Raw genomic sequence first — 24722 nt, 5'->3', positions numbered from 1 at the left:
GGTAGTTAACCTGATTGCACCAATCGCTATGGACGAAGGTCTGCGTTTCGCAATCCGTGAAGGTGGCCGTACTGTAGGCGCCGGTGTTGTTGCTAAAGTTATTGCTTAATCTTTGATTATAAAAATATAATAAGAAAGAGGAGCCTTGGCTCCTCTTTTTTCTATTTTGAACCACCGTAATTTGGTGGTTTTTTTGTTCTCAAAAATAAAAACAATAATTGAAATGAGATTTATTTCCATTTACTATTCTGGGTGTCGCTTATTTTATAAGCGTGAACAATTTTAGGTATGGATGTTTTGTCCGACTTAAATAGTCATCAAGGGTTTGTAAATAGTTTAGAAGAGTGCTTCCATGTATGTTTGTCTCTGCAACGCAGTAAGTGATAAAGCCATACGTAACGCTGTTCATCAGCAACATATTCGTTCTATCAGAGAGTTGAGGAACTTTGTTCCTGTAGGAGGCGATTGTGGAAAATGCATACGTCAAGCACGTGAAATAATGAATGAGGAAATTGCCCTACTGCCTCCAATAAATAATGTTGCCTAAAATAAGCACAATTTTCTTGCAATTACTCTGCTAAATTAGTACTACACTTTAGTTACTGGAAGCGGAGGAACTTGCTATGAAAGGTGATAAAAAAATAATTGCACATTTGAATAAACTTCTCGGTAATGAACTTGTCGCTATCAATCAATATTTCTTGCATGCCCGAATGTTTAAGGATTGGGGATTGATGCGTTTGAATGAAATTGAATATCACGAGTCCATTGATGAGATGAAGCACGCAGATAAATTTATCGAGCGTATTCTTTTTCTGGAAGGGGTGCCAAATCTACAAGATTTAGGCAAGCTCAATATCGGAGAAGATGTAGAAGAGATGTTAAAATCTGATATGGAATTAGAGTTACGTGGTGTGAAGGATCTCAGAGAAGCCATTGCATATGCCGATTCAGTTCATGATTATGTTAGTAGAGACTTGATGATAGAGGTACTTACTGATGAAGAAAATCATATAGATTGGTTGGAAACTCAACTTGAACTGATAACTAGAATTGGAATACAAAATTACATTCAATCTCAGCTTAATGAAAACGAGTAGCTATAATTTTTTGCCGCCCTATAATTTGATGTATATAGGGCATTTTTCTTCCATTTTCTTTCTTGCTTTCCTCTTTCTTGTCGTACTTTTTGCATAGATTTCACTCTTAATATTGCTTTGTGGATAAAATCACGTATAATGCGCGAGCTTACCTACAAGAGTAGGGCTGATTATTATCAGTAATGAGCGGTGAATAGCCGTCATTTAAAATACTCCCGATATGGGAGTTATGCACAGAACGATTACACTCCCCCATCAACCGAAATGGGTGTGTGGAGTAATCATTTACGTTTATAAAATAGTTGGAGCTCTGGTCTCATGCAGAACCAAAGAATCCGTATCCGCCTGAAAGCATTTGATCATCGTTTGATCGATCAATCAACTGCGGAAATCGTAGAGACTGCGAAGCGCACTGGTGCGCAGGTTCGTGGTCCGATCCCTCTGCCAACTCGTAAAGAGCGTTTTACCGTTCTGATTTCTCCGCACGTTAATAAAGATGCGCGTGATCAGTACGAAATTCGCACTCACAAACGTCTGGTTGACATCGTTGAGCCAACCGAGAAAACCGTTGATGCTCTGATGCGTCTGGATCTGGCTGCCGGTGTAGACGTGCAGATCAGCCTGGGTTAATCAGGTCATTGAGCGATTGAGAGGTTGAAACAATGATTGGTTTAGTCGGTAAAAAAGTGGGCATGACACGCATCTTCACTGAAGATGGCGTTTCAATCCCTGTAACTGTTATCGAAATCGAAAATAACCGTGTAACTCAAGTTAAAAACAAAGAGACTGACGGTTATCGTGCAATTCAGGTAACGACTGGTAGCAAAAAAGCTAGCCGTGTTAATAAACCTGAGGCAGGTCATTTCGCTAAAGCTGGCGTTGAAGCTGGCCGCATTCTGCGTGAATTCCGTCTGTCGGAAGACGATGCTGAATTTACTGTAGGTCAAAGCATTAGCGTTGAAATTTTCGCTGACGTTAAAAAAGTTGACGTTACTGGTACATCTAAAGGTAAAGGTTTCGCGGGTACTGTTAAACGCTGGAACTTCCGTACTCAGGATGCTACCCATGGTAACTCCTTGTCTCACCGCGTTCCGGGTTCTATCGGTCAGAACCAGACTCCGGGCAAGGTATTCAAAGGCAAGAAAATGGCAGGCCAACTGGGTAATGAACGTGTAACCGTTCAGAGCTTAGATGTAGTACGTGTTGACGCTGAGCGTAACCTGCTGCTGGTCAAAGGTGCTGTTCCAGGTGCAACGAACAGCAACCTGATCGTAAAACCGGCTGTCAAGGCGTAACGTCAAGGAGATAGGAATGGAATTGGTAATGAAAGACGCGCAAAGCGCGCTGACTGTTTCCGAAACTACCTTCGGGCGTGATTTCAATGAAGCGCTTGTGCATCAAGTAGTTGTTGCGTATGCAGCTGGTGCTCGTCAAGGTACTCGTGCTCAGAAAACTCGTGCTGAAGTTTCTGGTTCAGGTAAAAAACCATGGCGTCAGAAAGGCACTGGCCGTGCGCGTTCTGGTTCTATTAAGAGCCCAATTTGGCGCTCTGGTGGTGTAACTTTCGCAGCGAAACCACAGGACCACAGTCAAAAAGTTAATAAAAAGATGTACCGTGGTGCTCTGAAAAGCATCCTGTCTGAACTGGTACGTCAAGATCGTCTGATCGTTGTCGAAAAGTTCTCTGTTGAAGCACCTAAGACTAAGTTGCTGGTACAGAAACTGAAAGAAATGGCTCTGGAAGACGTGCTGATTATCACTGGCGAAGTTGACGAGAATCTGTTCTTAGCAGCTCGTAACCTGTATAAGGTTGACGTTCGTGATACAGCGGGTATCGATCCTGTAAGTCTGATTGCCTTCGACAAAGTGGTTATGACTGCTGAAGCTGTGAAGCAAGTTGAGGAGATGCTGGCATGATCCGTGAAGAACGTCTGCTGAAAGTACTGCGCGCGCCGCACGTATCTGAAAAAGCTTCTACAGCGATGGAAAAAAACAACACCATCGTTCTCAAAGTTGCGAAAGACGCGACTAAAGCAGAGATCAAAGCTGCCGTACAGAAACTGTTTGAAGTTGAAGTTGAAGGTGTAAACACTTTGCTGGTTAAAGGTAAAGTTAAACGCCACGGACAGCGTATTGGTCGTCGTAGCGACTGGAAAAAGGCTTACGTCACCTTGAAAGAAGGCCAGAATCTGGACTTCGTTGGCGGCGCTGAGTAAGTCGGAGGAGTAAAGAACAATGGCAATTGTTAAATGTAAACCTACGTCTCCGGGCCGTCGCCACGTTGTTAAAGTGGTTAACCCTGAGCTGCATAAGGGTAAACCTTATGCTCCGTTGTTGGAAAAAAACAACAAAACTGGTGGTCGTAACAACAATGGTCGTATTACCACTCGTCACATCGGTGGTGGCCATAAACAGCATTATCGTCTGATTGACTTCAAACGTAACAAGGACGGTATCCCTGCTGTTGTTGAACGTCTGGAATATGATCCAAACCGTTCAGCAAACATCGCACTGGTTCTGTATAAAGACGGTGAGCGTCGTTATATCCTTGCGCCTAAGGGCCTGAAAGCGGGTGATCAAATCCAGTCTGGCGCTGATTCAGCGATCAAAACTGGTAACGCCTTGCCAATGCGTAACATCCCGGTTGGTTCTACTGTTCACAACATAGAAATGAAACCAGGTAAAGGTGGCCAATTGGCTCGTTCAGCAGGTGCTTATGCTCAGATCGTTGCACGTGATGGTTCTTATGTGACCTTGCGTTTGCGTTCTGGTGAAATGCGTAAAATACTGTCTGATTGCCGTGCTACTTTAGGTGAAGTTGGTAACGCAGAACATATGCTGCGCGTTCTGGGTAAAGCTGGTGCAAGCCGCTGGCGTGGTATTCGTCCTACTGTTCGTGGTACGGCGATGAACCCAGTAGACCATCCACATGGTGGTGGTGAAGGTCGTAACTTTGGTAAACACCCTGTAACTCCATGGGGCATCCAGACCAAAGGTAAGAAGACCCGTAGCAACAAACGTACTGATCAATATATCGTACGTCGCCGTTCTAAAAAATAATTAGAGGATAAACCATGCCACGTTCTCTCAAGAAAGGTCCATTTATTGACCTGCACTTGCTGAAGAAGGTAGAGAAAGCGGTGGAAAGCGGAGACAAAAAGCCTATTAAGACTTGGTCCCGTCGTTCAACGATCTTTCCTAACATGATCGGTTTGACCATCGCTGTCCATAATGGTCGTCAGCATGTACCAGTTTTTGTTTCCGACGAAATGGTTGGTCATAAACTGGGTGAATTCGCGCCGACCCGTACTTATCGCGGCCATGCGGCCGATAAAAAGGCTAAAAAGCGCTAAGGTAGGAGGAAGAGATGGAAACTATCGCTAAACATCGCCACGCTCGTTCTTCTGCTCAGAAGGTTCGCCTTGTGGCTGACCTGATCCGCGGTAAGAAAGTGTCGCAAGCTCTGGAAACTCTGACCTATACCAACAAAAAAGCTGCTGGTTTAGTGAAGAAAGTACTTGAGTCTGCTATTGCTAACGCAGAACACAACGATGGCGCTGACATCGATGATCTGAAAGTCACGAAAATTTTCGTAGACGAAGGCCCAACTATGAAGCGTATTATGCCTCGTGCCAAAGGCCGCGCAGATCGTATCCTGAAGCGCACCAGCCACATCACTGTGGTTGTGTCCGATCGCTGAGACTCTGGAGACTAGCAATGGGTCAGAAAGTACATCCTAATGGTATTCGTCTGGGGATTGTCAAACCTTGGAACTCTACCTGGTATGCGAATACCAAAGAATTCGCTGACAACCTGGACAGCGACTTTAAAGTTCGCCAGTACTTGAACAAAGAACTGGTTAAAGCATCTATTTCACGTATCGTTATCGAACGTCCTGCGAAAAGCATCCGTGTAACCATTCACACTGCTCGTCCAGGTATTGTAATCGGTAAAAAAGGTGAAGACGTTGAAAAACTGCGTAAGGCTGTAGCGAATATCGCTGGCGTTCCTGCGCAGATCAATATTGCCGAAGTGCGTAAACCTGAACTGGACGCAAAACTGGTTGCTGACAGCATCAGCTCACAGTTGGAACGCCGTGTGATGTTCCGCCGTGCTATGAAACGTGCTGTACAGAACGCTATGCGTCTGGGCGCTAAAGGTATCAAAGTGGAAGTCAGTGGCCGTCTGGGCGGTGCTGAAATTGCACGTACTGAATGGTATCGTGAAGGTCGTGTACCTCTGCATACTCTGCGTGCGGACATCGACTACAATACTTCTGAAGCGCACACCACTTATGGTGTAATCGGCGTTAAGGTATGGATCTTCAAAGGTGAGATCCTGGGTGGTATGGCTGCAGTTGAACAGGCGGAAAAACCGGCTGCTCAACCTAAAAAGCAGCAGCGTAAAGGCCGCAAGTAAGGAGAGTCGCTGATGTTACAACCAAAGCGTACGAAATTCCGTAAAGTGCACAAAGGCCGCAACCGTGGTCTGGCTGCAGGTGCGGATGTTAGCTTCGGCACTTTCGGTCTTAAAGCTGTGGGCCGCGGTCGTCTGACTGCTCGTCAGATCGAAGCGGCACGTCGTGCTATGACCCGTGCAATTAAGCGTCAAGGTAAAATCTGGATCCGTGTGTTCCCAGACAAACCTATCACCGAAAAGCCACTCGAAGTGCGTATGGGTAAAGGTAAAGGTAACGTAGAATACTGGGTTGCCTTGATCCAGCCCGGTAAAGTCCTGTATGAAATGGACGGTGTGCCTGAAGAGCTGGCTCGTGAAGCATTCAAGCTGGCAGCAGCGAAACTGCCTATCAAAACCACCTTTGTAACTAAGACGGTGATGTAATGAAAGCACAAGAGCTGCGCGAAAAAAGCGTTGAAGAGCTGAACACTGAGCTGCTGAACCTGTTACGTGAACAGTTTAATCTGCGTATGCAGGCGGCAAGTGGCCAGCTGCAACAGTCTCACCTGTTGAAACAAGTGCGTCATAATATTGCACGCGTTAAGACTTTACTGACTGAAAAGGCGGGTGCGTAATGACCGATAAAATCCGTACTCTGCAAGGTCGTGTTGTTAGCGACAAAATGGAAAAGTCCATTGTTGTTGCTATTGAGCGTAAGGTGAAACACCCATTGTATGGTAAGTTCATCAAACGTACGACTAAACTGCACGTACATGACGAGAACAATGAATGTGGAATTGGTGATGTAGTGGAAGTCCGCGAAACCCGTCCACTGTCTAAGACTAAATCTTGGACTTTAGTTCGCGTTATAGAAAAAGCGGTTCTATAATAGATCGCTATATCGTATGAGATAAACGGCCCAAAAAATAACGGGGCCGTTTATTTTTCTGTCCATCGCGAAGATGTGGTGTTATAATGCCGCGCCCTCGTAGTATGGGATATTGAAACGGCCTCTTTAAAAATAAAGTGGCTCAGTAGTAGTTGACATTTAGCGGAGCACTAAAATGATCCAAGAACAGACTATGCTGAACGTGGCCGACAACTCCGGTGCACGTCGCGTAATGTGTATCAAGGTTCTAGGTGGCTCGCACCGTCGCTACGCAGATGTCGGTGACATCATCAAGATCACTATCAAGGAAGCAATTCCTCGCGGTAAAGTGAAAAAAGGTGATGTCCTGAAAGCGGTAGTGGTGCGCACCAAGAAGGGTGTTCGTCGCCCGGACGGTTCTGTCATTCGCTTCGATAGCAACGCATGCGTATTGTTGAACAACAATAGTGAGCAAGTTATCGGTACGCGTATTTTTGGGCCGGTGACTCGTGAACTTCGTAATGAAAAGTTCATGAAAATTATCTCTCTGGCACCTGAAGTACTCTAAGGAGCAGGCAATGGCAGCGAAAATCCGTCGTGATGACGAAATTATCGTGCTGACTGGTAAAGACAAAGGTAAGCGCGGTAAAGTAAAACAGGTTCTTTCTTCTGGTAAAATCATCGTTGAAGGCATTAACCTGGTTAAAAAACATCAGAAACCAGTTCCGGCTCTGAACCAACCAGGTGGCATCGTTGAAAAAGAAGCAGCTATCAATGTTTCTAATGTTGCAATCTTCAACGCAGCAACCGGCAAGGCTGACCGTGTAGGTTTTAGATTCGAAGAGGGCAAAAAAGTCCGTTTCTTCAAATCTAACAACGAAACTATCAAGTAATTTGGAGTATACGATGGCGAAACTGCATGATTACTACAAAGACGAGGTAGTCAAGAAACTGATGACTCAGTTTGGTTACCATTCTGTCATGCAAGTCCCTCGGGTCGAGAAGATCACCCTGAACATGGGTGTTGGTGAAGCAATTGCTGATAAAAAACTGCTGGATAACGCAGCAGCTGACTTGGCAGCAATCTCTGGTCAGAAGCCATTGATCACCAAAGCACGCAAATCAGTTGCAGGCTTCAAAATCCGTCAGGGCTATCCAATCGGCTGTAAAGTAACCCTGCGTGGAAAACGCATGTGGGAGTTCTTTGAACGCCTGATTTCTATTGCTGTACCACGTATCCGTGACTTCCGTGGTTTGTCCGCTAAATCATTCGATGGTCGTGGTAACTACAGCATGGGTGTTCGTGAGCAAATCATCTTCCCTGAAATCGATTACGATAAAGTGGATCGTGTACGTGGTTTGGATATCACTATCACCACTACTGCGAAATCTGATGATGAAGGCCGCGCACTGTTGGCTGCGTTTAACTTCCCGTTCCGCAAGTAAGGCAGGGTACTCATGGCTAAGCAATCAATGAAAGCACGTGATGTAAAACGTGCGAAATTAGCTGAGAAATTCTTCGCAAAACGCGTTGAACTGAAAGCGATCATCTCTGATGTAAACGCATCTGATGAAGACCGTTGGAATGCTGTTCTTAAGCTGCAAACACTGCCACGTGATTCCAGCCCTTGCCGTCAGCGTAATCGCTGCCGTCAAACTGGGCGTCCGCATGCATTTTTGCGGAAGTTTGGGTTGAGCCGTATTAAAGTCCGTGAAGCCGCTATGCGCGGTGAAATCCCGGGCCTTAAAAAGGCTAGCTGGTAATTGTCACCAATTGAATCACGGGAGTAAAGACAGATGAGCATGCAAGATCCGATCGCGGATATGCTGACCCGTATCCGTAACGGTCAGGCCGCGAATAAAGTTGCGGTCACCATGCCTTCCTCCAAGCTGAAAGTGGCAATTGCCAAGGTGCTGAAGGAAGAAGGTTATATTGAAGATTTTAAAATCGAAGGCGACACTAAGCCAGAACTGGAAATTACTCTGAAGTATTTCCAAGGTAAGGCTGTTGTAGAAAGCATTCAGCGTGTAAGCCGCCCAAGTCTGCGCATCTATAAGAAAAAAGATGAGCTGCCACAAGTTATGGCTGGTTTGGGAATCGCTGTTGTTTCTACCTCTAAAGGTGTAATGACTGATCGTGCAGCTCGCCAGGCTGGTCTGGGTGGCGAGATTCTCTGCTACGTAGCTTAATTCGGGAGGAAAGAATGTCTCGTGTTGCAAAAGCACCCGTCGTCATTCCTGCCGGCGTAGAGGTTAAACTCGACGGTCAGGTTATTTCGATTAAGGGTAAAAACGGCGAGCTAAGTCGTAAAATCCACAACGCAGTTGAAGTTAATCATGCGGATAGCCAATTGACTTTCGCTCCGCGCGAAGGTTTTGCTGACGCTTGGGCGCAGGCAGGTACAACTCGTTCTCTGCTGAACGCTATGGTTATTGGTGTTAACGAAGGTTTCACTAAGAAGCTTCAGCTGGTTGGTGTTGGTTATCGTGCAGCAGTTAAAGGCAACGTAGTTAGTTTGTCTTTAGGCTTCTCGCATCCGGTTGAGCATCAGCTGCCAGCAGGCATAACTGCGGAATGCCCATCACAAACTGAAATCGTACTGAAAGGTGCTGATAAGCAGGTGATTGGTCAGGTTGCGGCAGATTTGCGTGCCTATCGTCGTCCTGAGCCATATAAAGGCAAGGGTGTTCGTTACGCCGATGAAGTCGTGCGTACCAAAGAGGCTAAGAAGAAGTAAGGTAACACTATGGATAAGAAAGCAGCTCGTATCCGTCGTGCGACCCGCGCACGCCGCAAGCTCAAAGAACTGGGTGCGACTCGCTTGGTGGTACATCGTACCCCTCGCCATATTTATGCGCAGGTTATCGCACCAAATGGTTCTGAAACTCTGGTGGCCGCTTCTACAACAGAAAAAGCTATCAGTGAACAACTGAAATTTACTGGAAACAAAGAAGCCGCAGCATTAGTTGGTAAGATTGTTGCTGAACGTGCTCTGGAAAAAGGCATCAAAGATGTATCCTTTGACCGTTCTGGTTTCCAATATCATGGTAGAGTCCAGGCACTGGCAGATGCTGCCCGTGAAGCTGGCCTTCAGTTCTAAGGTAGAGGTGTAAGATGGCTCACATCGAAAAACAAGCTGGCGAACTGCAGGAAAAGCTGATCGCGGTAAACCGCGTATCTAAAACCGTTAAAGGTGGCCGCATTTTCAGCTTTACAGCACTGACTGTAGTTGGTGATGGTAACGGTCGCGTTGGTTTTGGCTACGGCAAAGCACGCGAAGTTCCGGCAGCAATCCAGAAAGCGATGGAAAAAGCACGTCGCAATATGAAAACCGTCGCACTTAACAGCGGCACTTTGTACCACCCAGTGAAAGGCTCACACACCGGTTCTCGCGTGTTCATGCAGCCTGCTCACGAAGGTACAGGTATCATCGCCGGTGGTGCGATGCGTGCTGTTCTGGAAGTAGCTGGAGTTCGTAACGTACTGGCTAAAACCTACGGTTCCACTAACCCAATCAACGTGGTTCGTGCAACTCTGGACGCTTTAGACAGCATGAAGTCTCCAGAAATGGTCGCAGCTAAGCGTGGCAAATCCGTCGAAGAAATTCTGGGGTAAGACCATGGCTAAGACTATTAAAATTACTCAGGTTCGCAGTTCAATTGGTCGTTTGCCGAAACATAAGGCAACTCTGACTGGTTTAGGTCTGCGTCGCATTGGGCATACTGTTGAGCGTGAAGATACACCAGCTATTCGCGGTATGGTCAACTTGGTTTCCTATATGGTTAAAGTTGAGGAGTAACAGATGCGCTTAAATACTCTGTCTCCGGCTGAAGGTGCCAAGCACGCACCTAAACGTGTAGGTCGTGGTATTGGTTCTGGTCTGGGTAAAACCGGCGGTCGTGGTCACAAAGGTCAGAAGTCTCGTTCTGGCGGTGGCGTTCGTCGTGGTTTTGAAGGCGGCCAGATGCCTTTATACCGTCGTCTGCCAAAATTTGGTTTCACTTCACGTAAGGCAATGGTCACTGCAGAAATTCGTCTGTCTGATTTTGCCCGCGTTGAAGGCGATGTTATCGATCTGAATGCACTGAAAGCTGCTAACATTATTGGCCCTCAAATTGAATTCGCAAAAGTAATGCTTTCTGGCGAAGTCAATCGTGCAGTAACTGTGCGTGGCTTGCGTGTTACTAAAGGCGCCCGTGCTGCAATTGAAGCTGCTGGCGGTAAAATTGAGGAATAAGTAACAGATGGCTAAACAACCAGGATTAGATTTTCAAAGTGCCAAAGGCGGATTAGGCGAGTTAAAACGCAGACTTTTGTTTGTCATTGGAGCTCTAATTGTTTTCCGTATTGGCTCTTTTATTCCAATCCCTGGTATTGATGCCGCTGTGCTTGCCAAATTGCTCGAGCAGCAAAGAGGCACCATCATTGAAATGTTTAATATGTTCTCTGGTGGTGCTTTAAGCCGTGCTTCTATCTTTGCACTGGGTATAATGCCGTATATTTCTGCATCTATTATTATCCAGTTGCTAACTGTGGTTAACCCCCGTTTAGCAGAGATTAAGAAGGAAGGGGAAGCTGGTCGTCGTAAGATCAGTCAGTACACCCGTTATGGCACATTAGTGCTGGCAATATTTCAGTCAATCGGTATTGCTACTGGGTTGCCGAATATGCCTGGAATGCAAGGATTAGTGATTAACCCTGGCTTTGCATTCTATTTCACGGCTGTTGTAAGTCTGGTCACGGGAACCATGTTCTTGATGTGGTTGGGTGAGCAGATTACTGAGCGAGGTATCGGTAACGGTATTTCAATCATAATCTTTGCTGGTATCGTTGCGGGTCTACCGCCTGCAATTGGTCACACCATCGAGCAAGCTCGGCAAGGCGACCTGCACTTCCTCCTGTTGCTGTTGGTTGCAGTATTAGTGTTTGCCGTAACTTTCTTCGTTGTTTTCATTGAGCGTGGTCAACGTCGTATCGTTGTTAACTATGCGAAACGTCAGCAAGGTCGCAAAGTTTTCGCGGCACAAAGTACACATTTGCCGTTGAAAGTGAATATGGCTGGGGTTATCCCTGCAATTTTTGCTTCCAGTATTATTTTGTTCCCTGGTACCATAGCTTCTTGGTTTGGCGGGGGAACAGGCTGGAATTGGTTGACAACTATTTCTATGTATTTGCAACCAGGTCAACCGCTTTATGTGTTATTATACGCATCTGCAATCATCTTCTTCTGTTTCTTCTACACGGCTTTGGTTTTCAACCCAAGAGAAACAGCAGATAACCTGAAGAAGTCCGGTGCATTCGTACCAGGAATTCGTCCGGGAGAGCAAACGGCTAAGTACATTGATAAAGTAATGACTCGTCTAACCTTAATTGGTGCGTTATATATTACTTTTATCTGCTTAATCCCGGAGTTCATGCGTGATGCAATGAAAGTACCATTCTATTTTGGTGGTACTTCCCTACTGATTGTAGTCGTCGTCATCATGGACTTTATGGCTCAAGTGCAAACTCTGATGATGTCGAGTCAATATGAGTCTGCATTGAAAAAAGCAAACCTGAAAGGATATAACCGCTAATTGGTTTGCTTGAGAAGTTACGGAGAGTAAAAATGAAAGTTCGTGCTTCCGTCAAGAAATTATGCCGCAATTGCAAAATTGTTAGACGTAACGGTATCGTTCGTGTGATTTGCAATGCAGAGCCTAAGCACAAACAGCGCCAAGGCTAATTAATCGCATATTTTTCTTGCAAAGTTGGGTTGAGCTGGCTAAATTAGCCAGCCAATCTTTTTTATCTGACAGCAACATTATTTGAGTATCCTGAAAACGGGCTTTTCAGAATGATGTTGCAGTGAATAAATATTGTAGGAGTGCATAGTGGCCCGTATAGCAGGCATTAACATTCCTGATCAGAAACATACTGTAATCGCATTAACTTCGATCTATGGTATCGGTAAAACCCGCTCACAAGCAATCTGTGCAGCAGCGGGCATTGCTGAAAATGTTAAGATCAGTGAGCTGTCTGAAGAGCAAATTGACAAGCTGCGTGACGAAGTTGCCAAATACGTTGTAGAAGGTGATCTGCGTCGTGAAGTAACCCTGAGTATCAAACGTCTGATGGATCTTGGTTGCTATCGTGGTTTGCGTCATCGTCGTGGTCTACCAGTTCGCGGTCAGCGTACTAAGACCAATGCACGTACCCGTAAGGGTCCGCGTAAACCGATCAAGAAATAATCGGGGTATTGAATAATGGCAAAGGCACCTATTCGTGCACGTAAGCGTGTAAGAAAACAAGTCTCTGACGGTGTGGCTCATATCCATGCTTCTTTCAACAATACCATCGTTACTATAACTGATCGTCAGGGTAACGCATTGGGTTGGGCAACTGCCGGTGGTTCCGGTTTCCGTGGTTCTCGTAAATCTACTCCGTTTGCAGCTCAGGTTGCAGCAGAGCGCTGCGCTGAAGCAGTAAAAGAGTACGGAATTAAGAACCTGGAAGTTATGGTTAAAGGACCTGGTCCTGGCCGTGAGTCAACTATCCGTGCATTAAATGCGGCTGGTTTCCGCATCACTAATATTACTGATGTGACTCCGATCCCTCATAACGGTTGTCGTCCACCGAAGAAACGTCGCGTTTAATACGTCTTCGTTTTTTAGGATTGTTGGAGAAAAAAAATGGCAAGATATTTGGGTCCTAAGCTCAAGCTGAGCCGTCGCGAGGGTACAGACCTTTTCCTGAAGTCTGGCGTTCGCGCGATTGACACCAAGTGTAAATTAGAACAGGCACCAGGCCAGCACGGCGCACGTAAACCGCGTCTGTCTGACTATGGTGTACAGTTACGTGAAAAACAAAAAGTTCGTCGTATTTACGGTGTTCTGGAGCGTCAATTCCGTAACTACTATAAAGAAGCAACTCGTCTGAAAGGCAACACAGGTGAAAACCTGCTGAACTTGCTGGAAAGTCGCTTGGATAACGTCGTTTATCGTATGGGTTTTGGCGCGACTCGTGCTGAAGCACGCCAGATGGTAAGCCACAAGGCTATCACGGTAAATGGTTGCGTTGTTAACATCGCTTCTTATCAGGTATCCCCGAATGACGTAGTCAGCGTTCGTGAAAAAGCGAAGAAGCAGGCTCGCATTAAAGCAGCTTTAGAGCTGGCTGAGCAGCGTGAGAAACCAACTTGGTTGGAAGTTGATGCTGCGAAGATGGAAGGTGTGTTCAAGCGTATTCCTGAACGTACTGATCTATCCGCTGACATTAACGAACACCTGATCGTCGAGCTTTACTCCAAGTAAAGCTTAGCACCAAAGAGAGGACACAATGCAGGGTTCTGTGACAGAGTTTCTAAAACCGCGCCTGGTAGATATCGAGCAAGTCAGTTCGACGCACGCCAAGGTGACCCTTGAGCCATTAGAGCGTGGCTTTGGCCATACTCTTGGCAACGCACTGCGCCGTATTCTGCTTTCGTCTATGCCGGGTTGTGCGGTGACTGAGGTTGAGATTGATGGTGTACTGCATGAGTACAGCACCAAAGAAGGTGTACAGGAAGATATCCTGGAGATTCTCCTCAATCTGAAAGGGCTGGCGGTGAAAGTTCAGGGTAAAGATGAAGTTATCCTTACTTTGAATAAATCTGGCATTGGCCCTGTGACTGCAGCCGATATCATCCATGATGGTGATGTCGAAATCGTCAAGCCGCAGCACGTAATCTGCCATCTGACTGACGAAAGTGCTTCCATTAGCATGCGTATTAAAGTTCAGCGCGGTCGTGGATATGTGCCGGCTTCTGCCCGAATTCATTCGGAAGAAGATGAGCGCCCTATCGGTCGTTTGTTAGTAGATGCTTGCTATAGCCCAGTAGAGCGTATCGCCTACAATGTTGAAGCAGCTCGTGTAGAACAGCGTACTGACTTGGATAAGCTGGTTATCGAGATGGAAACTAACGGTACAATCGATCCTGAAGAGGCGATTCGCCGTGCAGCTACCATTCTGGCTGAACAACTAGAAGCTTTCGTTGATTTACGTGATGTACGTCAACCAGAAGTAAAAGAAGAGAAGCCAGAGTTTGATCCGATCCTGCTGCGCCCTGTTGACGATCTGGAATTGACTGTCCGCTCTGCTAACTGCCTTAAAGCAGAAGCTATCCACTACATCGGTGATCTAGTACAGCGTACTGAAGTTGAGTTACTTAAAACACCTAACTTGGGTAAAAAATCTCTTACTGAGATTAAAGACGTACTGGCTTCACGTGGACTTTCTCTGGGCATGCGTCTGGAAAACTGGCCACCAGCAAGTATTGCTGATGAGTAACTAGATCACAGGTTAAGGTTTTACTGAGAAGGATAAGGTCATGCGCCATCGTAAGAGTGGTCGTCAATTGAACCGCAACAGCAGCCATCGCCAAGCTATGTTCCGTAACATGGCAGGTTCTTTAGTTCGTCATGAAATCATCAAGACGACTCTGCCTAAAGCGAAAGAACTGCGTCGCGTCGTTGAGCCGCTGATTACTCTTGCCAAGACCGACAGCGTAGCTAATCGTCGTCTGGCATTCGCCCGTACTCGTGATAATGAGATCGTGGCAAAACTGTTTAATGAACTGGGCCCGCGTTTTGCAAGCCGTGCAGGTGGTTACACTCGTATTCTGAAGTGTGGCTTCCGTGCTGGTGACAATGCACCGATGGCATACATCGAGCTTGTTGACCGTGCAGCAGAGTCTCAGACAGAAGTAGCATCTGCAGAGTAATCTGTAGGAGCGTAAAAAACCGGGATAATACCCGGTTTTTTATTGCCTTTTAATTTTAATCCCTTAATTAACTCTTCGTTTTATATTCATCATCTAATCTGCAAATTTTTCCTGTGCAGATGATCTCTTAGCCTATTCTGGTAGTATTGTGATTATTTGTTACTTGATAGGGGAATCTTATGTATCGCATCGGTCAGTTGGCTAAATTAGCAGATGTAACACCTGATACTATCCGCTTTTATGAAAAACAAGGATTGATGCTCCATGGAGAAAGAACCGAAGGTGGTTATAGACTCTATACTGAACAGGATCTACAGCGATTACGTTTTATTCGCTATGCAAAACAATTAGGTTTTACATTGGAAGCAATTGTAGAACTATTATCTATTCGGGTTGATCCTGAGCACCATACATGCAAAGAGTCAAAACATATTGTTGATTCAAGATTGCGAGAAGTTGAAGAAAAATTATTAGAAATGCAAAAAATGCGTGATTCTTTGAAAATGTTGAGTGATGCTTGTTGTGGTAGTATGCACGTTAGTACATATTGTTCTATATTGGAAATTTTGGAAGAAGGTGCGACAAACAGATAATTTTTCTTTATTGTTCCGGGTGCTAAGAGTACAATTGTGCTGTTTTTAAGCACAAAACAATTTTATCATTACTTTAGAGATCATTATGACAACATATCGCCATAAAAAAGGTATTATCAAAGATAATGCTATAGAAGCCTTATTACATGATCCTTTGTTTAGACAAAGAGTAGAGAAAAATAAAAAAGGTAAAGGAAGTTATAATCGTAAAGAAAAACAGGGTAAAAAAGGCAATTGGGAGGCCAATGATAATAATTTTTTCAAGTTGTTATCATTGGCCTTCTAACTTTTTAAGTAGATGCTATTAATCTGTCCGAACTGATGTCTTTACAGGAAGAAAGGACTTGGCTGGAAAAGCTTTTCTACTTCAGGAACAAATTTTTTGTCAGTAATAAACATGATTACATGATCGCCTTGTTGAATAATACTGTAATCATTAGCAATGATGACTTCTTCATTGCGGACAATAGCACCGATTGTTGTTCCTGGTGGTAATTTGATATCACCTATCTTACGTCCAACAACTTTTGAAGTATGTTCATCACCATGAGCTATCGCCTCAATAGCTTCAGCAACGCCTCTTCTTAATGAGAACACACTGACAATATCTGCTTTACGAACATGACCAAGTAGAGCTGATACCGTTGCTTGTTGAGGTGAAATAGCGATATCAATGACCCCACCTTGTACTAAATCGACATATGCACTGCGTTGGATAAGAACCATTGCTTTTTTGGCTCCCATTCGTTTTGCAAGCATGGCTGACATAATGTTGGCTTCATCATCATTCGTTAGTGCTATAAAAACATCAACTTGTTCAATGTGTTCTTCAGTTAGCAGTTCTTGGTCTGATGCATCACCATAAAATACGATGGTATCGTGCAATAGTTCAGCTAATTCAATGGCTCTTTTTTGGTTATGCTCAATTAGCTTAACGCTGTAATCTTTTTCAAGTCGTAAGGCTAAGCCTGCACCAACATTACCACCACCAACAATCATGATGCGTTTATAAGGTTTTTCAAGGCGTTGTAATTCGCTCATTACGGCTCTGATATGTTGTGATGCTGCAACGAAGAAAACTTCATCTCCAGCTTCAATAATTGTTGAACCTTGTGGCCTAATGGGACGATCTTGACGAAATATTGCAGCAACTTTGCTATCTATATGTGGCATATGCTCTCGGAGTGAGGATAAGGCATTACCTACCAGTGACCCGCCATAATAGGCTTTAACTGCGACAATGCTGACACGCCCTTCAGCAAAATTAACAACTTGTAATGCGCCTGGATATTGAATCAATTTGTAGATGTAATCAATAACCAGTTGTTCAGGAGATATTAGATAATCAATAGGAATATCATCAGGTTGAAATAATTTTTCTGATTCTCGAATATATTCTGACGAACGTATCCTGGCGACTTTATTAGGTGTATTAAATAGGGAATAAGCAATTTGACATGCAACCATATTGGTTTCATCTGAATTTGTGACAGCTATTAACATATCAGCATCTTCAGCGCCAGCTTCCTTCAATACCTTGGGATGGGAACCGTGGCCATTGACAACTCGGAGATCGAATTTATCCTGTAACTGGCGTAGGCGATCTGTATCGGTGTCAACAACAGTAATATCATTATTTTCATCAACCAAGTTCTCGGCTAATGTTCCACCGACCTGGCCTGCACCCAGAATGATTATCTTCATAGCATTCTCTTCTCAATTGGAAGCCATTTTCTATTCTTGATATTTTAGCAAAACTATAAAATTCTCTCGTTCCATCTGAACGAGAGAGCGTCATTATTGCTTAGTCAATCGAGCATAAAAGAAACCGTCACCGCCTGCAGCTTCCGGAATAATTTGTGTACCAGGAGCATCCGAATTGTCAGTCTCTGATAATACTGCATCAGGGTGACGAGCTAAAAATGCGTTTATTTGCTCACTATTTTCCTGAGGTAAAATTGAGCAAGTTGCATAAACCAGTGTGCCATTTCGCTTTAAATATGGCCAAATAGCATCAAGGATTTCAGATTGCAATGTAACTAATTGCTCTATATCTTCATTCCGGCGTAGCCATTTGATGTCAGGGTGACGGCGAATAACCCCTGTAGCAGAGCATGGTGCATCAAGAAGGATACGATCAAATTGTTCATCAGCAGCCCACTCGTATGGAAAGCGTCCATCACCTGTTTTGACAACAGCGTGTAAATTAAGTCGTTGTAAATTCTCTTTTACTCGCTTAATTCGTTGTTCATCAATATCGATAGCGAGAACCTTAGATTTTGGCGCTATTTCGAGGATATGGGTGGTTTTTCCACCAGGTGCAGCACAAAGATCCAGTATAGATTCACCATCACATGGGTTTAAGAGTTCAGCACATCCCTGCGCGGAGCGATCCTGAATCGTTACCCAACCTTGGCTAAATCCGGGTAGTACACTGACAGGGTAGGGAATCAGAAGACGAATAGCACTAGGATGGTTGATATCTAATTCTGCCGCTATATTAGCTTTTCCTAGTAGTGCAAGATATTCTTTCGCCGTATGATGGAGTTGGTTAACTCGCAACCACATAGGTGGTTTTTGGTTGTTGGCATCCACTATAGTTTGCCAATTTTGTGGGTATGCATTTTGAATGTGTTCTAGCAGCCATTTGGGATGTAGGTGTTGATTATTTGTCTGTTCGATTAATTCTTGTTGTTGGCGCTGAAACTGGCGAAGAACACCATTAATCACTCCTTTCAGCTGTGGTCGTTTTAAATTAGTTGCACCATTTACGGTTTCGGCAAGTGCAGCGTGCGCAGGTATACGTGTATATATAAGCTGATATATACCAACCATGATTAGATAGTGGAAAATACGTTGTTTTCCTTTCAATGGCTTTGCCATGAGTTGACTGATAAACCACTCAAGCTGAGGTAATACTCGCATCACACCAAAACAGATCTCTTGCAGCAACGCTTTGTCTTTATCAGAAACTTTCTGTTGGAGTTCAGGTATAACGGTGCTGAGGGATTGCCCTTGCTCAAGCACTTGAGTGATTGCTTTTGCAGCGATGCTTCTCAGGTTATATGTATTTTTCATGGTATGGTCAAAAAGCTGACTTTCGTCAGCATTGTAAATAGGAAAGCCTGGATGCTAAAACATTCAGGCAAAGTTAGGTTAGTATCAGTTGATTTTGCTACCAGGTGTAAACCACTCACGTTTTGAGTTTAAGAGGTCGGCGGCCGACATTGCTTTCTTACCCGGTGGTTGCAATTGAGTAATATTTAATATCTCATCCGCCGTTGCAATTTGAATACCTTTTTTATCCGCACTGATAATTGTTCCAGGAGCTTGGGCGGCTTGCCTTGCAATGACTTCTGCTTGCCAGATCTTAATTGGTTGATCATCAATGAAGAAGAAACTCATAGGCCAAGGATTGAAAGCACGAATACAACGTTCAATTTGAATTGCAGGTAAATTCCAATCTATTTTTGCTTCCTCTTTGCTCAGTTTTCCGGCGTAGGTCGCAAGTGTGTCATCCTGAATTTCAGGCTGACATGTTCCTGATGTGATTAGATCTAAGGTGTTGAGTAAGGCTTGTGGCCCAATATTGGCAAGTTTCTCGTATAAGCTAGCACTGGTATCTTCACTTAAAATTGGGTAAATGGCTTTCAGCAGCATATCACCAGTATCAAGCCCTGCATCCATTTGCATGATAGTTACGCCAGTTTCTTGGTCGCCAGCCCAAATGGAGCGTTGAATGGGGGCTGCACCCCGCCAGCGAGGTAGCAAAGAACCGTGGACATTCAGGCATCCTAGGCGTGGTATATCTAAAACAGCTTGAGGAAGAATTAAGCCATAGGCAACAACGATCATAATATCAGCTTGCTGCTCCATGACCCATTGCTGGCTTTCCTCTGTACGTAAGGTTTTTGGCTGGAAAACAGGAATATCATGTTCTTCAGCCAATACCTTGACAGGACTTGGTGTCAGTTTTTTACCTCTTCCTGCCGGCTTGTCTGGTCGAGTGAGCACTCCGACAACCTGGTATTGAGAGTTTAATAAAGCAGCCAAATGGCGAGCCGCGAAATCAGGCGTTCCGGCAAAAATAATACGTAAAGAATCAGACACTGTTATTTCCTGCGATAATAAAAATTATTTGTTTTTGGCTCTCAGTCGGTCAATTTTTTCAACTTTCTGACGGATGCGTTGGCGTTTCAATGGTGATAAATAATCAACAAAGAGTTTACCAACTAAATGGTCCATTTCATGTTGAATACAGATTGCCAGTAATCCATCGGCTTTTAATTCAAATGGTTGGCCGTTATAGTCTAAGGCCTTAATTTTTACTTGCTCAGAACGAGGCACAAACCCACGCTGTTCAGGAACAGATAAACAACCTTCTTCTATCCCTGTTTCACCAGTTTCATCAATTAATTCTGGGTTAATCAGAACAAGACGTTGGTCACGATTCTCAGAGACGTCAATGACAATAATTCTCTGATGTATATCGACTTGTGTTGCAGCTAAACCAATACCTTCCTCTGCATACATCGTTTCAAACATATCATCAACGATACGTTGGATTTCTGCATCAACTTTTTCTACTGGCTTGGCAACTGTGCGAAGTCGCTCGTCTGGATAATGTAATACGTGTAAAACTGACATAATATGTTTAGAACTGCATCCAAAAAGTGAGTGATAATTGGTGTCTATTCTAGACATTTCCTATTTAGATTGACAGTATTGAACACAAATTAATCATGAGAGGATTGCTCTCAACCTCAGGTCAGGATGACAATATGGAAGCGATGGAAATGTGGTTAAGAATAAAAATGGTCTCTCATCTTTCAGCAGCGAAGGCCATGCTTATTATGGATCGCCTGTTACAAATGAAAAATTGCAGTATATCCTCCCTTAAAGCATGTGGCCTATCATCTGCGCAATGCTTGCAATTTATGAAAGCTAACACTTCCGTGTTGATTTCGGCGCTCAATTGGTTAGAACAACCAGATCATCATTTGTTGACTTTCTCCCATCCCGCATATCCGCCTTTATTAAAGCAAATACACTCTCCACCTCTTATTCTTTTTGTTGTAGGTAATGTATCGGTCTTATCTCAAAAGCAAATTTCAATGGTTGGTAGTAGGGCGGCGACTTTTTATGGCGAAAAATGGGGAAAGGTATTTGCTAGTGACTTGGCTAAAAATAATCTGGTAATAACTAGTGGGTTGGCGATTGGTATTGACGGTATCTGCCATCAGGCAGCATTAGATGCAGGAGGGAAAACGGTAGCAGTGCTTGGTAGTGGTCTTAAAAATATCTACCCCAGCAGACATAAATTTTTGGCTGAGAATATTAAAGAAAATGGTGCATTAGTTTCCGAATTTTTTCCTGATGCGCCACCTAAAGCTAAACATTTCCCAAGGAGAAATCGAATTATTAGTGGGCTAAGTTTGGCCCTCCTGATTGTGGAAGCTCACAAAAATAGTGGCTCATTGATTACAGCTCGTTGTGCTCTTGAACAAGGACGAGACATTTTTGTATTACCTGGCCCATTGGGAACTTCCGCAAATGAAGGCAATCATTGGTTAATTAAACAAGGGGCTTATTTGGCAACAAATGTAATGGATATCATGGAGCATATTGGTTCGTCTTTTCAATGGGTTAACATCGAAGGAAAAGGTCAGAAGGAAGAAAATAAACAATTTGGACAAACAGAGTTGCCATTTGTGGATGTGCTGGTTAACGTAAGTAATGAAGTTACACCTATTGATGTGATTGCCCAGCGCTCTTCCCTGCCTGTCACAGAAGTCATGACCAAATTATTGGAATTGGAACTCATGGGAAAAGTTGCTGTTGTTGCTGGTGGGTATGTCCGAACTAATTAAGCGATTTAATTTGTGCTTTTGACCATGTTATGGTGGCTGCCAATATTCAGCGAGTAAGATATGTCTAAGAAAGTACCTTTTACTATAAAAGAAATAGAGCGTTGCCCTGAGTGTGATGCTGAGTTAGTGATCCGCAATGGCGCTCATGGCCCATTTTATGCGTGTTCTAGTTATCCATTTTGCCATTATTTGCGTCCTTTGAAAGCACAAGTAGATGGACATATTGTTAAAGAACTGGATGGGCAGATCTGTCCGAAATGTGGGTTCACTTTAGTTTTACGTCAAGGGCGTTATGGTATGTTCATTGGCTGTGGTCATTATCCTGAATGTGAATATACAGAATTAATTAATAAACCCGATGATACGTCAATTAATTGTCCCCAATGCCAGCAAGGAAAATTACTCCAGCGTAAATCTCGTTTTGGTAAGACATTTTATTCCTGTAGTCGCTATCCGGAGTGTCAGTTTGCACTTAACCATAAGCCTATCTCAGGTAATTGCATGTTTTGTCACTATTTATTATTAATAGAAAAGCGCACTTCCCAAGGCGTAAGATTATTTTGCGCCAGTAAATTGTGTAACAAGCAGCAAGTTAACGAAATTGAGAAATGAAATGAGTCACGTAATCTCACCAGTATTTGATGAAGTTATCACGGCCTTAAAAGAAGAAAAAGTTATTGCCTATCCAACTGAAGCCGTTTTTGGATTAGGGTGTGATCCTGATAGTGAAAATGCAGTGCAAGAGCTATTAGCCTTGAAAAATAGGTCTTGGGAGAAAGGGCTAATTCTTATTGCTGATAAGTATGAAAGATTATGTCCTTATATTGATGATGAACAGATGAATGATACACAGAAAAAAACCATATTCTCATCTTGGCCTGGCCCTGTTACGTGGGTAATCCCTGCGAAAATAACCACACCAAAATGGTTGACTGGCAAATTTTCAACATTGGCTGTTCGAGTTACGGATCATCCTTTGGTTCAGCAGCTATGCGCTATATATGAAAAACCTCTTGTTTCGACCAGTGCGAATCTAAGCGGATTAGGTCCGTGTCGTAGCGTAGAAGAAGTGCGACAGCAATTTGGCAACCGTGTCCCAATATTAGCAGGAGAAGTTGGCGGGCGTAAGAATCCATCAGAAATCAGGGATGCGTTAACTGGCAAATTATATCGACAAGGATGAATAATCATGGATAAATTTGCTGTTTTTGGTAATCCAATCGCACATAGTAAATCTCCCTATATTCATCGATTGTTTGCTGAACAAACAGGTATAGAACATCAGTATGGGAGAGTACTTGCTCCAGTAGAAAACTTTGAACAAGTCTTAGCTCATTTTTTCGGACAGGGGGGATTAGGAGCGAATATCACTGTTCCTTTCAAAGAGAGAGCCTATAAATGCTCAGATGAATTGACTGAGCGGGCGAGTATCTGTGGAGCAGTGAATACATTAAAACGCATAGAGGGAAACCGACTGCTCGGTGATAATACTGATGGAATGGGACTATTGGTAGACTTGCAGCGACTAAAATTCCTCTCTCAAGGACAGAAGATTCTGATCATAGGAGCTGGTGGAGCGGCGAAAGGTGTATTGTCTCCCTTGTTATCATTGGGCTGTTCAGTCACTATTACTAACCGAACATTTGAACGTGCTCAAATAATAGCAAATACGTTTTCTCTATTAGGTGATATCCAGGCCATTGAAATGAGTACTCTTGGCCTTATTACTCCAGGTTTTGATATTATCATTAATGCAACAGCTTCTGGCCTTGATGGACAAATTCCGGCTATCTCACCGTTTATTTTTCAAAATAATAGTGTGTGTTACGACATGTATTACCAGCATGGATTAACGCCTTTCCTTACGTTTGCTCATCAAAATGGTATTTCACGTTTGGCTGATGGTTTAGGAATGTTGGTAGGACAGGCTGCGTATTCTTTTGAATTATGGCATGGAGTGTTTCCAGAAATAGAACCTGTTTTAGTGGCCTTAAGACGGGAGTTACATGCATGAACCAATCAATTCAATTTCCTGATCGTGAAGAGTGGGATGAGGTAGAAAATAAGGTGATATTTCCAGCAATGGTGGATGGTTTGCTGGTGGAATGTATGATTAGTTCTGATGAAATAATAAAACGTTATGGTAAGGATCATCACCCACTCGATTTGTTTCGTCAACATCGCTGGGATTTGGAGGAAGAGTTTGAAATGGTCATTTTGAGTGGGCATGATGATCAATTTGGACGTTACTCTTTGCTTTCAGATTGTGTGGATAAATAGTTATTTTTCCAGCTAACGTAATTATTAGAGGAATAAATTAGCCCTTCTAATTCTTCAGGTTTGAGTTTTCTTACTTGTTTGGCAGGGCTACCGACGTACAAGTAACCGCTTTCTAATTTCTTACCTGGAGGAATTAGGCTACCTGCTCCAATCACAACATCGTCTTCAATAGTTACTCCATCGAGTAAAATGGAACCCATGCCAATTAAGACTCGATTTCCAATTTTACACCCATGTAGCATTGACTTATGACCTACGGTGACATCTTCGCCAATTATCAGTGGAAAGCCATTCGGAGTATCAGGTGATTTATGCGTTACATGTAAAACAGAACCATCTTGAATATTTGTACGTGAACCAATTGAAACATAATTTACATCTCCCCTGATAACTACAAGGGGCCAGATGCTGACATCGTCTGCCAATCTGACATCCCCAATTACAACAGAAGAAGAGTCTAAAAGAACTTTTTGACCGATTTGAGGATAGAAATTTAGATATTGGCGTAAAACAGTTGGCATAAAAACCTCAACAGTAAGAGCAGATCGCAATCATATAAACAATTATATAGGAATGTTATTGAAGAAAAAAACGCCATGTAGTGGAATTGATTGCATTAACCTTAGTCTGTTTGATTGGTTTTCATGCTCAAAAGAGCAAAATGCGCTCACTTGAAAATAAAATTACAAAAAACTATTGTCAGAATCGTAAAACTCCCTATAATGCGCCACCACTGACCGACGATGTGCTGAGACACGCCGCGACGGCAGCGGAGAAAGGCGAAAATAATCGCTTGACTCCGGAGGCAAAAAGCGTAAGATACGCAGCCTCGCAACCCGGAAGAGATGTCCGGTTGCCAACGCTCTTTAACA

General features: G+C 43.8%; 44 protein-coding genes. 39 read left to right on the top strand and 5 right to left on the bottom strand.

Going from position 1 to position 24722, the window contains the following annotated elements; translation table 11 throughout:
- Window positions 1-10 precede the first annotated feature (10 nt).
- The 33 genes from Xedl_RS15915 (at window position 11) to Xedl_RS15755 (ending at window position 15986) form a co-directional block, all read left to right on the top strand.
- Window positions 11-109 carry an EF-Tu C-terminal domain-related protein gene (locus Xedl_RS15915; RefSeq protein ID WP_422645762.1) on the top strand — a complete coding sequence of 33 codons (99 nt, stop codon included), beginning with the start codon at window positions 11-13 and terminating at the stop codon, window positions 107-109.
- 243 nt (window positions 110-352) lie between these two features.
- The gene (bfd, locus tag Xedl_RS15910) at window positions 353-547 is read left to right on the top strand and encodes a bacterioferritin-associated ferredoxin (protein WP_074024777.1); all 195 of its coding nucleotides are present in this window, start codon (window positions 353-355) and stop codon (window positions 545-547) included.
- Window positions 548-623: 76 nt separating this feature from the next.
- The gene (gene bfr / locus Xedl_RS15905) at window positions 624-1100 is read left to right on the top strand and encodes a bacterioferritin (RefSeq protein ID WP_074024776.1); all 477 of its coding nucleotides are present in this window, start codon (window positions 624-626) and stop codon (window positions 1098-1100) included.
- A gap of 318 nt (window positions 1101-1418) precedes the next feature.
- Window positions 1419-1730: a 30S ribosomal protein S10 gene (gene rpsJ, locus Xedl_RS15900; protein WP_001181005.1), complete on the top strand. Its 312-nt coding sequence runs from the start codon at window positions 1419-1421 to the stop codon at window positions 1728-1730.
- A gap of 32 nt (window positions 1731-1762) precedes the next feature.
- Window positions 1763-2395, top strand: a complete 633-nt coding sequence (rplC, locus tag Xedl_RS15895) for a 50S ribosomal protein L3 (RefSeq protein WP_074024775.1) — start codon at window positions 1763-1765, stop codon at window positions 2393-2395.
- Between the two features lie 16 nt (window positions 2396-2411).
- Window positions 2412-3017 carry a 50S ribosomal protein L4 gene (rplD, locus tag Xedl_RS15890; RefSeq protein ID WP_074024774.1) on the top strand — a complete coding sequence of 202 codons (606 nt, stop codon included), beginning with the start codon at window positions 2412-2414 and terminating at the stop codon, window positions 3015-3017.
- On the top strand, window positions 3014-3316 hold the full coding sequence (gene rplW, locus Xedl_RS15885) for a 50S ribosomal protein L23 (RefSeq protein WP_045968045.1): 303 nt from the start codon (window positions 3014-3016) through the stop codon (window positions 3314-3316). Before rplD ends, rplW begins: the two co-directional genes overlap by 4 nt.
- Window positions 3317-3335: 19 nt before the next feature.
- Window positions 3336-4160, top strand: a complete 825-nt coding sequence (gene rplB / locus Xedl_RS15880) for a 50S ribosomal protein L2 (RefSeq protein ID WP_074021479.1) — start codon at window positions 3336-3338, stop codon at window positions 4158-4160.
- A gap of 14 nt (window positions 4161-4174) precedes the next feature.
- Window positions 4175-4453 (top strand): 30S ribosomal protein S19, encoded by a 279-nt coding sequence (gene rpsS, locus Xedl_RS15875; protein ID WP_011148791.1) that lies wholly within the window; start codon window positions 4175-4177, stop codon window positions 4451-4453.
- A 14-nt stretch (window positions 4454-4467) separates the two neighbouring features.
- The gene (gene rplV / locus Xedl_RS15870; RefSeq protein ID WP_010847481.1) at window positions 4468-4800 is read left to right on the top strand and encodes a 50S ribosomal protein L22; all 333 of its coding nucleotides are present in this window, start codon (window positions 4468-4470) and stop codon (window positions 4798-4800) included.
- Between the two features lie 17 nt (window positions 4801-4817).
- On the top strand, window positions 4818-5519 hold the full coding sequence (gene rpsC, locus Xedl_RS15865; protein ID WP_074021480.1) for a 30S ribosomal protein S3: 702 nt from the start codon (window positions 4818-4820) through the stop codon (window positions 5517-5519).
- A 12-nt stretch (window positions 5520-5531) separates the two neighbouring features.
- Window positions 5532-5942 (top strand): 50S ribosomal protein L16, encoded by a 411-nt coding sequence (gene rplP / locus Xedl_RS15860; protein ID WP_012990491.1) that lies wholly within the window; start codon window positions 5532-5534, stop codon window positions 5940-5942.
- Window positions 5942-6133: a 50S ribosomal protein L29 gene (rpmC, locus tag Xedl_RS15855; protein WP_074024773.1), complete on the top strand. Its 192-nt coding sequence runs from the start codon at window positions 5942-5944 to the stop codon at window positions 6131-6133. The genes rplP and rpmC overlap by 1 nt, the downstream gene beginning before the upstream one ends.
- A complete protein-coding gene (rpsQ, locus tag Xedl_RS15850; protein WP_074024772.1) occupies window positions 6133-6387 on the top strand; it encodes a 30S ribosomal protein S17 in 255 nt (84 codons plus the stop codon). The genes rpmC and rpsQ overlap by 1 nt, the downstream gene beginning before the upstream one ends.
- Window positions 6388-6562: 175 nt before the next feature.
- Window positions 6563-6934 carry a 50S ribosomal protein L14 gene (rplN, locus tag Xedl_RS15845; RefSeq protein WP_004246955.1) on the top strand — a complete coding sequence of 124 codons (372 nt, stop codon included), beginning with the start codon at window positions 6563-6565 and terminating at the stop codon, window positions 6932-6934.
- A gap of 10 nt (window positions 6935-6944) precedes the next feature.
- Window positions 6945-7259 carry a 50S ribosomal protein L24 gene (gene rplX, locus Xedl_RS15840; RefSeq protein ID WP_074021484.1) on the top strand — a complete coding sequence of 105 codons (315 nt, stop codon included), beginning with the start codon at window positions 6945-6947 and terminating at the stop codon, window positions 7257-7259.
- A gap of 13 nt (window positions 7260-7272) precedes the next feature.
- Window positions 7273-7812 carry a 50S ribosomal protein L5 gene (rplE, locus tag Xedl_RS15835; protein WP_074021486.1) on the top strand — a complete coding sequence of 180 codons (540 nt, stop codon included), beginning with the start codon at window positions 7273-7275 and terminating at the stop codon, window positions 7810-7812.
- Window positions 7813-7824: 12 nt separating this feature from the next.
- A complete protein-coding gene (gene rpsN, locus Xedl_RS15830; RefSeq protein WP_010847489.1) occupies window positions 7825-8130 on the top strand; it encodes a 30S ribosomal protein S14 in 306 nt (101 codons plus the stop codon).
- A gap of 33 nt (window positions 8131-8163) precedes the next feature.
- Entirely contained in the window at window positions 8164-8556 is a 393-nt protein-coding gene (gene rpsH / locus Xedl_RS15825; RefSeq protein WP_038240479.1) for a 30S ribosomal protein S8, read from the top strand.
- Between the two features lie 14 nt (window positions 8557-8570).
- Entirely contained in the window at window positions 8571-9104 is a 534-nt protein-coding gene (rplF, locus tag Xedl_RS15820; protein ID WP_074021488.1) for a 50S ribosomal protein L6, read from the top strand.
- A 9-nt stretch (window positions 9105-9113) separates the two neighbouring features.
- Complete coding sequence (rplR, locus tag Xedl_RS15815; RefSeq protein ID WP_047771700.1) at window positions 9114-9467, top strand: 50S ribosomal protein L18; 354 nt, start codon at window positions 9114-9116, stop codon at window positions 9465-9467.
- A 14-nt stretch (window positions 9468-9481) separates the two neighbouring features.
- Window positions 9482-9982, top strand: a complete 501-nt coding sequence (rpsE, locus tag Xedl_RS15810; protein WP_045968057.1) for a 30S ribosomal protein S5 — start codon at window positions 9482-9484, stop codon at window positions 9980-9982.
- Window positions 9983-9986: 4 nt separating this feature from the next.
- Complete coding sequence (rpmD, locus tag Xedl_RS15805; RefSeq protein WP_045968059.1) at window positions 9987-10166, top strand: 50S ribosomal protein L30; 180 nt, start codon at window positions 9987-9989, stop codon at window positions 10164-10166.
- 3 nt (window positions 10167-10169) lie between these two features.
- Window positions 10170-10604, top strand: a complete 435-nt coding sequence (rplO, locus tag Xedl_RS15800) for a 50S ribosomal protein L15 (protein WP_045960137.1) — start codon at window positions 10170-10172, stop codon at window positions 10602-10604.
- 7 nt (window positions 10605-10611) lie between these two features.
- Entirely contained in the window at window positions 10612-11943 is a 1332-nt protein-coding gene (gene secY, locus Xedl_RS15795; protein WP_074021490.1) for a preprotein translocase subunit SecY, read from the top strand.
- Window positions 11944-11975: 32 nt separating this feature from the next.
- Window positions 11976-12092, top strand: coding sequence for a 50S ribosomal protein L36 (gene rpmJ / locus Xedl_RS15790; RefSeq protein ID WP_074021491.1), 117 nt, complete (start codon window positions 11976-11978; stop codon window positions 12090-12092).
- A gap of 148 nt (window positions 12093-12240) precedes the next feature.
- Window positions 12241-12597: a 30S ribosomal protein S13 gene (gene rpsM / locus Xedl_RS15785; RefSeq protein WP_038240472.1), complete on the top strand. Its 357-nt coding sequence runs from the start codon at window positions 12241-12243 to the stop codon at window positions 12595-12597.
- Between the two features lie 15 nt (window positions 12598-12612).
- A complete protein-coding gene (gene rpsK, locus Xedl_RS15780; RefSeq protein WP_002919257.1) occupies window positions 12613-13002 on the top strand; it encodes a 30S ribosomal protein S11 in 390 nt (129 codons plus the stop codon).
- A 36-nt stretch (window positions 13003-13038) separates the two neighbouring features.
- Window positions 13039-13659 (top strand): 30S ribosomal protein S4, encoded by a 621-nt coding sequence (gene rpsD, locus Xedl_RS15775; RefSeq protein WP_074024771.1) that lies wholly within the window; start codon window positions 13039-13041, stop codon window positions 13657-13659.
- Between the two features lie 25 nt (window positions 13660-13684).
- A complete protein-coding gene (locus Xedl_RS15770) occupies window positions 13685-14674 on the top strand; it encodes a DNA-directed RNA polymerase subunit alpha (RefSeq protein ID WP_038269634.1) in 990 nt (329 codons plus the stop codon).
- A gap of 40 nt (window positions 14675-14714) precedes the next feature.
- Window positions 14715-15107, top strand: coding sequence for a 50S ribosomal protein L17 (rplQ, locus tag Xedl_RS15765; RefSeq protein ID WP_074021494.1), 393 nt, complete (start codon window positions 14715-14717; stop codon window positions 15105-15107).
- A 179-nt stretch (window positions 15108-15286) separates the two neighbouring features.
- Window positions 15287-15700, top strand: coding sequence for a Zn(2+)-responsive transcriptional regulator (zntR, locus tag Xedl_RS15760; protein ID WP_074024770.1), 414 nt, complete (start codon window positions 15287-15289; stop codon window positions 15698-15700).
- A gap of 85 nt (window positions 15701-15785) precedes the next feature.
- On the top strand, window positions 15786-15986 hold the full coding sequence (locus Xedl_RS15755) for an alternative ribosome-rescue factor A (RefSeq protein ID WP_074024769.1): 201 nt from the start codon (window positions 15786-15788) through the stop codon (window positions 15984-15986).
- A 41-nt stretch (window positions 15987-16027) separates the two neighbouring features.
- On the opposite strand, the gene trkA is transcribed toward Xedl_RS15755, so the two are convergent.
- The 4 genes from trkA to def all read right to left on the bottom strand — a co-directional run bounded on the left by trkA (window position 16028) and on the right by def (window position 20347).
- On the bottom strand, window positions 16028-17404 hold the full coding sequence (gene trkA, locus Xedl_RS15750; protein WP_074024768.1) for a Trk system potassium transporter TrkA: 1377 nt from the start codon (window positions 17402-17404) through the stop codon (window positions 16028-16030).
- A 93-nt stretch (window positions 17405-17497) separates the two neighbouring features.
- Complete coding sequence (gene rsmB, locus Xedl_RS15745; protein WP_074024767.1) at window positions 17498-18778, bottom strand: 16S rRNA (cytosine(967)-C(5))-methyltransferase RsmB; 1281 nt, start codon at window positions 18776-18778, stop codon at window positions 17498-17500.
- Between the two features lie 84 nt (window positions 18779-18862).
- Window positions 18863-19810, bottom strand: coding sequence for a methionyl-tRNA formyltransferase (fmt, locus tag Xedl_RS15740; RefSeq protein WP_074024766.1), 948 nt, complete (start codon window positions 19808-19810; stop codon window positions 18863-18865).
- A 24-nt stretch (window positions 19811-19834) separates the two neighbouring features.
- The gene (gene def, locus Xedl_RS15735) at window positions 19835-20347 is read right to left on the bottom strand and encodes a peptide deformylase (protein ID WP_074024765.1); all 513 of its coding nucleotides are present in this window, start codon (window positions 20345-20347) and stop codon (window positions 19835-19837) included.
- 134 nt (window positions 20348-20481) lie between these two features.
- On the opposite strand from def, the gene dprA reads away from it, so the two are divergent.
- From dprA to Xedl_RS15710, 5 genes are read left to right on the top strand one after another with little or no spacing between them, the layout of a single operon-like run.
- Window positions 20482-21570, top strand: coding sequence for a DNA-protecting protein DprA (dprA, locus tag Xedl_RS15730; RefSeq protein WP_074024764.1), 1089 nt, complete (start codon window positions 20482-20484; stop codon window positions 21568-21570).
- A 60-nt stretch (window positions 21571-21630) separates the two neighbouring features.
- Window positions 21631-22182 carry a DNA topoisomerase family protein gene (locus Xedl_RS15725; RefSeq protein ID WP_074024763.1) on the top strand — a complete coding sequence of 184 codons (552 nt, stop codon included), beginning with the start codon at window positions 21631-21633 and terminating at the stop codon, window positions 22180-22182.
- Between the two features lies 1 nt (window position 22183).
- Entirely contained in the window at window positions 22184-22753 is a 570-nt protein-coding gene (gene tsaC / locus Xedl_RS15720; RefSeq protein WP_074024762.1) for an L-threonylcarbamoyladenylate synthase type 1 TsaC, read from the top strand.
- A gap of 6 nt (window positions 22754-22759) precedes the next feature.
- Window positions 22760-23584, top strand: coding sequence for a shikimate dehydrogenase (gene aroE / locus Xedl_RS15715; protein ID WP_074024761.1), 825 nt, complete (start codon window positions 22760-22762; stop codon window positions 23582-23584).
- Window positions 23581-23850 (top strand): DUF1488 family protein, encoded by a 270-nt coding sequence (locus tag Xedl_RS15710; RefSeq protein WP_074024760.1) that lies wholly within the window; start codon window positions 23581-23583, stop codon window positions 23848-23850. Before aroE ends, Xedl_RS15710 begins: the two co-directional genes overlap by 4 nt.
- On the opposite strand, the gene Xedl_RS15705 is transcribed toward Xedl_RS15710, so the two are convergent.
- On the bottom strand, window positions 23817-24371 hold the full coding sequence (locus tag Xedl_RS15705) for a gamma carbonic anhydrase family protein (protein ID WP_074024759.1): 555 nt from the start codon (window positions 24369-24371) through the stop codon (window positions 23817-23819). The two genes, Xedl_RS15710 and Xedl_RS15705, sit on opposite strands and share 34 nt — an antisense overlap.
- Window positions 24372-24457: 86 nt before the next feature.
- On the opposite strand from Xedl_RS15705, the gene Xedl_RS31655 reads away from it, so the two are divergent.
- Window positions 24458-24722, top strand: a 265-nt coding sequence (locus tag Xedl_RS31655; protein ID WP_208605074.1) for a hypothetical protein, incomplete at its 3' end; no start/stop codon positions are given.

It is taken from the genome of Xenorhabdus eapokensis (assembly GCF_001908105.1).
The sequence above is the reverse complement of the archived record's forward strand: the minus strand, read 5'-3'. Positions and strand labels throughout refer to the sequence as shown.

Excerpts from the sequence above, each read along its gene's own strand:
- bfd (WP_074024777.1), top strand. The coding sequence starts at position 353 with ATGTATGTTTGTCTCTGCAACGCAGTAAGTGATAAAGCCATACGTAAC.
- bfr (WP_074024776.1), top strand. The coding sequence starts at position 624 with ATGAAAGGTGATAAAAAAATAATTGCACATTTGAATAAACTTCTCGGT.
- rpsJ (WP_001181005.1), top strand. The coding sequence starts at position 1,419 with ATGCAGAACCAAAGAATCCGTATCCGCCTGAAAGCATTTGATCATCGT.
- rplC (WP_074024775.1), top strand. The coding sequence starts at position 1,763 with ATGATTGGTTTAGTCGGTAAAAAAGTGGGCATGACACGCATCTTCACT.
- rplD (WP_074024774.1), top strand. The coding sequence starts at position 2,412 with ATGGAATTGGTAATGAAAGACGCGCAAAGCGCGCTGACTGTTTCCGAA.
- rplW (WP_045968045.1), top strand. The coding sequence starts at position 3,014 with ATGATCCGTGAAGAACGTCTGCTGAAAGTACTGCGCGCGCCGCACGTA.
- rplB (WP_074021479.1), top strand. The coding sequence starts at position 3,336 with ATGGCAATTGTTAAATGTAAACCTACGTCTCCGGGCCGTCGCCACGTT.
- rpsS (WP_011148791.1), top strand. The coding sequence starts at position 4,175 with ATGCCACGTTCTCTCAAGAAAGGTCCATTTATTGACCTGCACTTGCTG.
- rplV (WP_010847481.1), top strand. The coding sequence starts at position 4,468 with ATGGAAACTATCGCTAAACATCGCCACGCTCGTTCTTCTGCTCAGAAG.
- rpsC (WP_074021480.1), top strand. The coding sequence starts at position 4,818 with ATGGGTCAGAAAGTACATCCTAATGGTATTCGTCTGGGGATTGTCAAA.
- rplP (WP_012990491.1), top strand. The coding sequence starts at position 5,532 with ATGTTACAACCAAAGCGTACGAAATTCCGTAAAGTGCACAAAGGCCGC.
- rpmC (WP_074024773.1), top strand. The coding sequence starts at position 5,942 with ATGAAAGCACAAGAGCTGCGCGAAAAAAGCGTTGAAGAGCTGAACACT.
- rpsQ (WP_074024772.1), top strand. The coding sequence starts at position 6,133 with ATGACCGATAAAATCCGTACTCTGCAAGGTCGTGTTGTTAGCGACAAA.
- rplN (WP_004246955.1), top strand. The coding sequence starts at position 6,563 with ATGATCCAAGAACAGACTATGCTGAACGTGGCCGACAACTCCGGTGCA.
- rplX (WP_074021484.1), top strand. The coding sequence starts at position 6,945 with ATGGCAGCGAAAATCCGTCGTGATGACGAAATTATCGTGCTGACTGGT.
- rplE (WP_074021486.1), top strand. The coding sequence starts at position 7,273 with ATGGCGAAACTGCATGATTACTACAAAGACGAGGTAGTCAAGAAACTG.
- rpsN (WP_010847489.1), top strand. The coding sequence starts at position 7,825 with ATGGCTAAGCAATCAATGAAAGCACGTGATGTAAAACGTGCGAAATTA.
- rpsH (WP_038240479.1), top strand. The coding sequence starts at position 8,164 with ATGAGCATGCAAGATCCGATCGCGGATATGCTGACCCGTATCCGTAAC.
- rplF (WP_074021488.1), top strand. The coding sequence starts at position 8,571 with ATGTCTCGTGTTGCAAAAGCACCCGTCGTCATTCCTGCCGGCGTAGAG.
- rplR (WP_047771700.1), top strand. The coding sequence starts at position 9,114 with ATGGATAAGAAAGCAGCTCGTATCCGTCGTGCGACCCGCGCACGCCGC.
- rpsE (WP_045968057.1), top strand. The coding sequence starts at position 9,482 with ATGGCTCACATCGAAAAACAAGCTGGCGAACTGCAGGAAAAGCTGATC.
- rpmD (WP_045968059.1), top strand. The coding sequence starts at position 9,987 with ATGGCTAAGACTATTAAAATTACTCAGGTTCGCAGTTCAATTGGTCGT.
- rplO (WP_045960137.1), top strand. The coding sequence starts at position 10,170 with ATGCGCTTAAATACTCTGTCTCCGGCTGAAGGTGCCAAGCACGCACCT.
- secY (WP_074021490.1), top strand. The coding sequence starts at position 10,612 with ATGGCTAAACAACCAGGATTAGATTTTCAAAGTGCCAAAGGCGGATTA.
- rpmJ (WP_074021491.1), top strand. The coding sequence starts at position 11,976 with ATGAAAGTTCGTGCTTCCGTCAAGAAATTATGCCGCAATTGCAAAATT.
- rpsK (WP_002919257.1), top strand. The coding sequence starts at position 12,613 with ATGGCAAAGGCACCTATTCGTGCACGTAAGCGTGTAAGAAAACAAGTC.
- rpsD (WP_074024771.1), top strand. The coding sequence starts at position 13,039 with ATGGCAAGATATTTGGGTCCTAAGCTCAAGCTGAGCCGTCGCGAGGGT.
- Xedl_RS15770 (WP_038269634.1), top strand. The coding sequence starts at position 13,685 with ATGCAGGGTTCTGTGACAGAGTTTCTAAAACCGCGCCTGGTAGATATC.
- rplQ (WP_074021494.1), top strand. The coding sequence starts at position 14,715 with ATGCGCCATCGTAAGAGTGGTCGTCAATTGAACCGCAACAGCAGCCAT.
- zntR (WP_074024770.1), top strand. The coding sequence starts at position 15,287 with ATGTATCGCATCGGTCAGTTGGCTAAATTAGCAGATGTAACACCTGAT.
- Xedl_RS15755 (WP_074024769.1), top strand. The coding sequence starts at position 15,786 with ATGACAACATATCGCCATAAAAAAGGTATTATCAAAGATAATGCTATA.
- trkA (WP_074024768.1), bottom strand. The coding sequence starts at position 17,404 with ATGAAGATAATCATTCTGGGTGCAGGCCAGGTCGGTGGAACATTAGCC.
- rsmB (WP_074024767.1), bottom strand. The coding sequence starts at position 18,778 with ATGAAAAATACATATAACCTGAGAAGCATCGCTGCAAAAGCAATCACT.
- def (WP_074024765.1), bottom strand. The coding sequence starts at position 20,347 with ATGTCAGTTTTACACGTATTACATTATCCAGACGAGCGACTTCGCACA.
- dprA (WP_074024764.1), top strand. The coding sequence starts at position 20,482 with ATGGAAGCGATGGAAATGTGGTTAAGAATAAAAATGGTCTCTCATCTT.
- Xedl_RS15725 (WP_074024763.1), top strand. The coding sequence starts at position 21,631 with ATGTCTAAGAAAGTACCTTTTACTATAAAAGAAATAGAGCGTTGCCCT.
- tsaC (WP_074024762.1), top strand. The coding sequence starts at position 22,184 with ATGAGTCACGTAATCTCACCAGTATTTGATGAAGTTATCACGGCCTTA.
- aroE (WP_074024761.1), top strand. The coding sequence starts at position 22,760 with ATGGATAAATTTGCTGTTTTTGGTAATCCAATCGCACATAGTAAATCT.
- Xedl_RS15710 (WP_074024760.1), top strand. The coding sequence starts at position 23,581 with ATGAACCAATCAATTCAATTTCCTGATCGTGAAGAGTGGGATGAGGTA.
- Xedl_RS15705 (WP_074024759.1), bottom strand. The coding sequence starts at position 24,371 with ATGCCAACTGTTTTACGCCAATATCTAAATTTCTATCCTCAAATCGGT.